1 protein-coding gene is annotated in these 791 nt (G+C 26.0%); it reads left to right on the top strand.

All coding sequences use genetic code 11. From position 1 onward, the window contains the following. Nucleotides 1-659, top strand: a 659-nt coding sequence (locus tag HMPREF0077_RS10030; RefSeq protein WP_004837909.1) for a recombinase zinc ribbon domain-containing protein, incomplete at its 5' end; no start/stop codon positions are given. Nucleotides 660-791 lie beyond the last annotated feature (132 nt).

Genomic DNA, 791 nt, shown 5'->3' with positions numbered 1-791 from the left:
TTCTTCCAAATTCCCATGAAGCGATTATTTCAAGAGAAGTATTTGATAAGGTTAAGAAAATAAAAGAAAAACGAAGTTTTGGAGGATATACAGGAAACAAAAATCGTTCTATTTTTTCTGATAAGATTTTTTGTAAAGAATGTGGTAGACATATGAGTTTTCGCAGTGATATTAGACAAAAGAAAAATTCAGATAAAATATACAAATATAAAAGTTATTATTGTAATTTATGTAAAGCTGAGAAAACACCAAACAATATCAAAGAGAAAGATATTATTGAACTTATAAAACCCAAATTAAAAGATTTTAAGATACAAAACACATTAAATGAAGAGAAAGTCATAGAACACAAGAATGTGAAAGAAGAGATTCTAAAGGAAATATCCATATTAAACAGTAATTTACAAATCATCTATGAAAACTATAAAAAGAAAAATATTTCAAAAGATGACTATTTAAAGGAAAAAACTTTTATCCAAGATAAAAAGATATTATTGGAGAGTAAATTGGAAGAATTGAAGTCAGAGAAGATTGATTCAAGGAAAGAAACGGATATTACAGTCTTAGACGAAGAAAGTTTATTGAAGGCTTATTTAGACAATAAAATTGATAAGATAATTGTATCAAGAAGTGGAGAAATAGAAATTGTAGAAATATAGATGGATAGTATTAAAAGTAACTCATAATCTCGCCAACTTTAATTTTAATACGCCAAAATGTAAATAATGGCGAGAAAATTTGCGGAAATAAATAGTACTGTTTACTATGAGTTGATAGGGTAAATCTTTAGG

Source organism: Anaerococcus tetradius ATCC 35098 (assembly GCF_000159095.1).
Taxonomy (GTDB): Bacteria; Bacillota; Clostridia; order Tissierellales; family Peptoniphilaceae; genus Anaerococcus; species Anaerococcus tetradius.
Note: the sequence above shows the minus strand (reverse complement) of the source record. Positions and strands in the feature narration are given on the sequence as shown.